Origin of the sequence: uncultured Anaerovibrio sp. (genome assembly GCA_902786545.1) — a bacterium.
Taxonomy (GTDB): domain Bacteria; phylum Bacillota; class Negativicutes; order Selenomonadales; family Selenomonadaceae; genus Anaerovibrio.
Genome location: CADACU010000066.1, coordinates 1 through 6,478, shown reverse-complemented (window position 1 = coordinate 6,478; position 6,478 = coordinate 1). Strand labels below are relative to the sequence as shown.

Genomic DNA, 6,478 nt, shown 5'->3' with positions numbered 1-6,478 from the left:
ACTGGTTTTGGAGCTGGTGCTGCAGTATCCGGTGGAAAAACGCCCGGAATTTGGTGGTACAGTAGCCGGAGTATCAGCTGTAAATGCGGCGGCTTCGGTCTTGGGCGCCCCATTGATGCATGATTTCGCCGTTATCAGTCTCAGTGACTGGCTGACTCCATGGGAGCTTATTCAAAAGCGGGTGCGGCTGGCTGGTGAAGGGGATTTTGTCATTGCCTTATACAATCCAAAGAGCAAATCCCGTCCGGATTATATTGAATCAGTACAGAAAATTTTGCTGGATAGCCGGAAACCGACCACTCCGGTAGGAATTGTAACCGGGGCCAGTCGTGAGCAGGAAAAGTGTGTTATTTCTGATTTAGCCCATTTTACTGAGGAAGAAATCGGTATGTTTTCCATCGTGATAATTGGTAACAGTCATACCTATGTTAAGGATGGCTATATGGTAACACCAAGAGGTTATAAGGTATGATTTTTGTAGCGGCAGGCACCCGGGATGGCCGGGATTTGGCGGGATATATTCTGGACCATGGGTATGAAGTGACGGCTTCAGTGGTAAGTCAATATGGACAGGAGCTGCTTCGGGCCTACAAGGGGATAAAGGTGAATGACCAGCCCTTGGATGAAGCTGGAATGGTGGAGTATTTTCAGGCGAATGGTGTGAAATGCTTTGTGGATGCCAGTCATCCCTACGCAGCCAATATTTCCGCCAATGCCATGAAGGCCTGCGCGCAGGTGGGGGTGCCTTATATCCGGTTTGAACGGGATACCAGTCAGTTGGAATATCATAAAGCCTATTATGTAAATAATTATGAAGAAGCAGCTCAAAAGGCCGGTGAATTGGGAAAAAATGTGTTCCTGACTACTGGCAGCCGTAGCCTGCCCATTTTTGCTCATTCGGACGCATTGGCTGATAAACGGATAGTTTGCCGGATATTGCCGGAGCCGGAGGTCATAAAAGAAGCCCGGGAGTTAGGTTTTACCCCGGATAATATCATTGCCATGCAGGGACCATTTTCCAAGGAGCTTAACAAGGAGCTCTTCATAAAATATGAGGCTGATGTGGTAGTAACAAAAAATAGTGGGAAATTGGGGGGAGCCGATACCAAATTCGCCGCTGTAAAGGAACTGAACCTGCCTTTGGTGGTTATTGACCGTCCAAAGGTGGATTATACCAATGTCACTGATAGTTTCGAGGGTGTGTTAGAATTTATTTGGAAAAAGGAAAAGGTATTTCAGCGGAAATGATATTGATGGATTGTTGGTGAAATTTGTACAATGATAAAGAAAGCAGAGCCGTTGGACTCTGCTTTTTCCTTAAATTATTATATATGCATGTCGAGACAGTAATACGAAGGGAGATGCATCCAAATGCATAATGTTAAAATAATTAAGGGTTTGTTATCGTTGGTGTTAACTTTAATAATCGTCGTAACAACAGCTCCCGGACAAACAGCAAATGCTGTCAGCGGGACAAACAAAACAGCTGCCCAGGTTGTCTCAGACATGACAGTAGGCTGGAATATTGGCAACAGCTTGGACTCGTATGGTCAGAAGGCAAATTTCCTATATACAAGCTCAAATGAGACATACTGGGGAAATCCCAAAACAACAAAAGCACTAATTGACGCCGTTGCAGAAGCAGGCTTCAATACAGTTCGCATTCCTGTTTCCTGGGGACAGTACACAACAGGGACTGATTATCAGATTCCTGATTTCTTTATGAATAGAGTTCATGAGGTGGTTGATTATTGTATTGAAAATGATATGTATGTAATTCTCAATACACATCATGACATTAACGACAATTATTGCTTCTATGTTCCCAATAATGCCAATAAGAGTCGTTCAGAGGCTTACTTTAAGTCTGTTTGGACACAGATTGGAAACGAGTTCAAGGATTATGATTACCATCTTATTTTTGAAACAATGAATGAGCCAAGACTGGTTGGTCACAGCGAGGAGTGGTGGTTCCCGAGAAATAATCCAAGCGCAGATATCAAAGAAGCAGTTGCCTGCATCAATGATTACAACCAGGTTGCACTTGATGCTATCAGGGCAACAGGTGGAAACAACGCCACAAGATGCGTTATGGTTCCAGGCTATGATGCATCCATCGAGGGATGTATGACCGACACATTTGCAATGCCAAAGGATTCTGCCTCAAATAGATTGATCCTGTCGGTTCATGCTTACATTCCGTATTATTTCGCTCTTGCAAGTGGTAACTACACGACAAGGTTCGATGATAGCAACAAGGGAGATATTGATTCATTTTTCAATGACCTTAACTCCAAGTTCTTATCCAAGAATGTTCCCGTGGTGGTTGGTGAGACAAGTGCAACAAACAGGAATAATAGAGCAGACCGTGTAAAGTGGGCTGATTATTATTGGGGAACAGCGGCTAAATACAGCAATGTTGCCATGATTCTCTGGGATAATAATATCTATGATAACAACTCAGCAGGTTCAGATGGTGAGTGCCACAGATACATTGATAGAGCTACATTACAGTGGACGGTGCCAGAAATTATCAGTGCAATTATGAAGCATGTTGATGGGACACCAGCGACTATTAGTGGTAAGGTGGTTCCAACACCTAAACCGGCCGAAACACCCACTTCAACACAACAGCCAGCTTCTACTCCTGTATCATCAAAGAAACCGGCAGTTGATGGCTTAAAGGCTGAGTACACAATCAATAATTGGGGTTCAGGTTATCAGGTATTAGTTAAAGTAAAGAATAATTCATCTACTAAGGTTAATACATGGACAGTTAAGGTCAACAAGAAGGATGTAAAGATTGATTCAAGCTGGTGTGTAAATATTGCCGAAGAGGGTGACTATTATGTAATCACACCAATGGCATGGAATTCGTCTATTGAGCCGGGTGGGGCTGTAGATTTTGGAATTCAGGGCAATGGTTCGATTGGTTCAACAGTTGAGGTAACAGTTCAGTAAAAAAAGCAAGAGGGTAGATTTTGGGTGATTTTTGGACAGGGGCAGACAAAAAGGACCGGCAGATGAATCTGCCAGTCCTAATAAGTATATTATTCACTATGTTTGACAGGCAGTTGCCATAAAGTGGCAGCTGCCTTTTTGTGTAGTTTTATTTAGCGTTTAAGATATTGGCAACGCGGGCCTGGACTTCTGTAGCCTTGTAGAATGGCTTCTTCCAAAATTCCACTGCCCCCATATCAAGAACTTTTTGCTCCATCTGTACCTGGGCACTCATTACAATTACCGGAATGTCCTTGGTAGCATCGTTGGATTTGATTTTTTCCAAAAGCTCTATCCCATTCTCGTCAGGAAGCACAAGGTCTAAGATGATAAGAGATATGGCATCGGCATTATCCCGCAATCGTTCCATTCCCTGCTTGTAATCATAAGCATTGATTACCTCATATTCTTCCAGCATTCGGGCTAAAAGAAGCTGATTTACATCAGCATCGTCGATTATAAGGATTTTCTTCTTCGCGTCTGATACGGTCGTTTCCATTATTTATCGCCACCTAACCAAAGATTGTTATAGATGCACACATTCTCTCCTTGTAATATATTCTATCCAGATAAGAATATTCCTTTGTGAAATGCAGAAAGATTTTATATGGGTAAAATTTTTTTTTGTATACATCTATTATTTTTTTATATAGGCAGGATAAAATAAATTTATATCGAATAAGTACAGCTGTGAGTGGGTTTAATCATTTACTGAATTAAAAAGGGGAAGGAATGAACTCAAATGATTACTTTTTTATGTGCCTTGGCAGCCTTAATTGTAGGCTTCATGGTGTACTCAAAGATTGTGGATAACGCCTTCGGGCCTACCGACAATCCTACACCGGCGGTTGTTCATGATGATGGAGTTGATTACATTCCACTTCCTACCTGGAAGGTGTTTATGATTCAGCTGCTGAACATTGCCGGGCTTGGTCCGATATTTGGTGCATTGGGTGGAGCACTTTGGGGGCCGGCAGTGTACTTTTGGATCGTGCTTGGTACAATTTTTGCCGGCGGTGTCCATGACTATTTGTCTGGTATGATTTCTTTGCGGGAAGACGGTCGGAGTATTTCCGAAGTAGTTGGTCATCATATGGGCGGAACTATGCTGTTTATCATGCGTATCTTCTCCGTTGTTTTGCTGGTATTAGTTGGTACTGTATTTATGACTGGTCCGGCCGGACTGTTGGCCAAGCTGACCGGTGTGGCAGTTACCGTCGTATTGCCTTGCGTATTGTTGTATTATTTCTTGGCAACCTTGCTGCCAATTGATGTGTTGATTGCCCGTTTTTATCCACTGTTTGGTGCCTGCCTTATCATTATGGCGTTGGGGATAATGTGCGGTATGCTGTTTGGTGTTGGTGACCATATTATGCCGGAAATGCAGTTGGCTAATCTCCATCCAAAAGGTGATGCAATGCCGATTTGGCCACTGATGTTTATTACAGTAGCCTGCGGTGCGATTTCCGGTTTCCATTCTACGCAGTCACCAATTATGTCCCGTTGTCTAAAAACAGAGCGTTTGGGCCGTTCGGTATTCTATGGTGCCATGGTGGCCGAAGGTATTATTGCCCTGATTTGGGCCGCAGCCGGTGTTACCTTCTATGATGGTACTGGCGGACTGGCCAAAGCAATGGCTGCTGGCGGTGCTGGTACGGTAGTTTATGATATTTGCGTTGGTTTTATGGGCGGCGACGGCAGTATGACCGGCTACATTGGTGCTACTTTGGCTATGCTGGGTGTTATTGCCTGCCCAATTACTTCCGGTGATACAGCTTTCCGCAGTGCCCGTCTGACTTTGGCTGACTGGTTTGGCGTAGCTCAGTCCAAGGCATTAAAGAGATTGTTGTTTGCTGTACCGTTATTGGGTATCGGTGGTTTACTGTCCCAGATGAACTTTGATATAATTTGGCGGTATTTTTCCTGGACCAATCAGACTCTGGCCATGATTGTTCTGTGGACTGGTGCAACTTATCTGTATCGGACCAAAAAGGATAGCAAAGCCTGGCTTATGGCGGCGATTCCGGCTACCTTTATGTCAGCGGTAACCTTTACTTATATTCTGCAGGCTAAGGAAGGCTTACAATTAGGTACCTCCATAAGTTATCCGGCAGGGATAGTATTTGCCGTGGTATGTGTGCTGCTCTTTGTAAAGAAGGTACTTCATAACGATTCGTTTTCGGAAAATGAATAACAAATAATGTGAGTTTTAAAGCCCTATTCAACAGGCACTTGCGTGCTTGCTGAATGGGGCTTATAATTTATCTGTATGTTAATTATAGCTAAAAGGTATCGGTAGCACATATGTGGGAGGTTTTGGAATGGATTACATCAAACAGCCTATGGAGATAGAAAATAAAAGTATGGAGATAATCGCTCCATACCTGGCAGATTTAAACCTGAATGATGAGGAAACCAAGGTGTATTCCCGAATTATTCACGCGGCAGGGGATGTGGAATATGCACCGATTATAAAGCTGCACTCGGAGGCTATTTCAGCGGGAAAGAAAGCTATTCAATCAGGCTGCAACATATACACCGATGTGGAAATGGTCCGGACAGGTATCAACAAACGAAAGCTGGCTACTTTTGGCGGTGAGGTGTTTTGTCGGGTGGCTGAACCGGAAATAATTGCTCTGGCCAATGAAAAAGGCATCACCCGGTCTATGGCTGCTATGCAAAGCTTTGGCAAAGACCTGAATGGGGCCATTGTGGCGGTGGGTAATGCACCTACTGCCCTGTATGAGGTGCTTCGGATGATGAGGGAAGAGGAAATTCGCCCCGCATTGATTGTGGGCATTCCGGTAGGATTTGTGGGCGCGGCCGACTCCAAGGAAGCTCTGGCCACCAACAAGTTGGTCCCATATGTTACCGTAGAGGGGACCAAGGGAGGCAGCCCGATTGCTGCATCAGTAATAAATGCCATTATGTATATTATTGACAACAACAGGGTATAAGGAGTGTTATCAATGGAATGTAACATTCCCAGACTGGTAATTGCCGCTACAAAAAGCGGATCGGGAAAAACCACAATTGTGACGGGGCTGTTGGCTGCGTTAAAGGATAAGGGGCTGAAGGTACAGCCGTATAAAGTGGGCCCTGATTATATTGACCCGGGGTATCACAGCCTGATCAGCGGCCAGCCATCACATAATTTGGATTCATGGCTGATGCCCAAGGAAGTGATGCGGGAGGTTTTCGCCAATAACGGACAAACAGCCGATATGGCTCTTATCGAAGGGGTAATGGGATTATATGACGGCGGTAATAAGGGAATAAGCTCCACGGCGGAAGTGGCGAAATTGTTGGAGGCACCGGTGGTATTGGTGATTGACTGTAAATCCATGGGAGCATCGGCTGCAGCCTTGGCCTTGGGCTTTCGGGATTATGACCCATCTGTACGGCTGGCTGGGGTGATTTTAAATCGCTTGGGCTCGGATAATCATGAACGCATTATCCGGGAGGCGATGGAACAACT

General features: G+C 44.6%; 7 protein-coding genes. 6 read left to right on the top strand and 1 reads right to left on the bottom strand.

All coding sequences use genetic code 11. The features are described from left to right. From QZV24_RS09765 to QZV24_RS09755, 3 genes are all read left to right on the top strand, one after another. The coding region (locus QZV24_RS09765) for a precorrin-3B C(17)-methyltransferase (RefSeq protein WP_294523347.1) at window positions 1–472 on the top strand (472 nt) is incomplete at its 5' end. Then, entirely contained in the window at window positions 469–1,248 is a 780-nt protein-coding gene (locus tag QZV24_RS09760) for a cobalt-precorrin-6A reductase (RefSeq protein WP_294523345.1), read from the top strand. The genes QZV24_RS09765 and QZV24_RS09760, both read left to right, overlap by 4 nt. Window positions 1,249–1,371: 123 nt before the next feature. Further along, on the top strand, window positions 1,372–2,961 hold the full coding sequence (locus tag QZV24_RS09755) for a cellulase family glycosylhydrolase (protein ID WP_294523343.1): 1,590 nt from the start codon (window positions 1,372–1,374) through the stop codon (window positions 2,959–2,961). A 148-nt stretch (window positions 2,962–3,109) separates the two neighbouring features. Here QZV24_RS09755 and QZV24_RS09750 read toward each other — a convergent pair whose 3' ends face one another. Beyond that, window positions 3,110–3,499 (bottom strand): PleD family two-component system response regulator, encoded by a 390-nt coding sequence (locus tag QZV24_RS09750; RefSeq protein WP_294523341.1) that lies wholly within the window; start codon window positions 3,497–3,499, stop codon window positions 3,110–3,112. A 243-nt stretch (window positions 3,500–3,742) separates the two neighbouring features. Between QZV24_RS09750 and QZV24_RS09745 the strand changes: the two genes are divergently transcribed. The 3 genes from QZV24_RS09745 to QZV24_RS09735 form a co-directional block, all read left to right on the top strand. Then, window positions 3,743–5,194 carry a carbon starvation protein A gene (locus tag QZV24_RS09745; protein ID WP_294523339.1) on the top strand — a complete coding sequence of 484 codons (1,452 nt, stop codon included), beginning with the start codon at window positions 3,743–3,745 and terminating at the stop codon, window positions 5,192–5,194. A 127-nt stretch (window positions 5,195–5,321) separates the two neighbouring features. Continuing rightward, window positions 5,322–5,957 (top strand): precorrin-8X methylmutase, encoded by a 636-nt coding sequence (locus QZV24_RS09740; protein ID WP_294523338.1) that lies wholly within the window; start codon window positions 5,322–5,324, stop codon window positions 5,955–5,957. A gap of 12 nt (window positions 5,958–5,969) precedes the next feature. After that, on the top strand, window positions 5,970–6,478 hold a 509-nt coding region (locus tag QZV24_RS09735; protein ID WP_294523336.1), incomplete at its 3' end, for an AAA family ATPase.